At 44.5% G+C, this 598-nt stretch carries 1 protein-coding gene; it reads right to left on the bottom strand.

Annotated features, from left to right (window positions below):
• Positions 1 to 29: 29 nt before the first annotated feature.
• Positions 30 to 598 (bottom strand): aconitase family protein (locus tag A3739_RS08685; protein WP_255375074.1); only part of this gene is annotated, 569 nt, incomplete at its 5' end.

The following is a 598-nucleotide window of genomic DNA, read 5'->3' as shown; positions in this document are numbered from 1 at the left end:
TTTCAAGGTCTAATTTTTCTAGTCAATGACTAGCCAACAATCTTAAGTGGCACTGCCAAATCTTCAGAAGGTGGTGCGAAAGAAGTTAGGTTAATACCGTCAACCGCTTCTTTGTACTCTTCCAAAGTTGGGAAACGACCAAGAATCGTTGAAAGAACAACCATTGGCGTTGAGCCTAGTAGTGATTCACCTTTCTTCTCAGCAGAGTCTTCTACTACACGGCCTTGGAATAGACGCGTAGAAGTTGCTAGCACAGTATCACCTGCTTCTGCTTTCTCTTGGTTACCCATACATAAGTTACATCCAGGACGCTCAAGGTAAAGGATGTTTTCGTACTTAGTACGTGCTGCTTCTTTTGGATTGTCGTCGTCAAACGTGAAACCAGCGTACTTAGCTAGGATGTCCCAGTCGCCTTCTGCTTTTAGTTCATCAACGATGTTGTACGTTGGTGGCGCAACAACAAGTGGTGCGTTAAACGTAATAGGACCTTTCTTCTCAAGGTTACGAAGCATTGCTGCGATGATTTGCATGTCACCTTTGTGAACCATACAAGAACCAATGAAGCCAAGGTCAACCTGGCGGCCATCGTAGTAAGAAG

The organism is Oleiphilus sp. HI0067 (assembly GCF_001635735.1).
The sequence above is the reverse complement of the archived record's forward strand: the minus strand, read 5'-3'. Positions and strand labels throughout refer to the sequence as shown.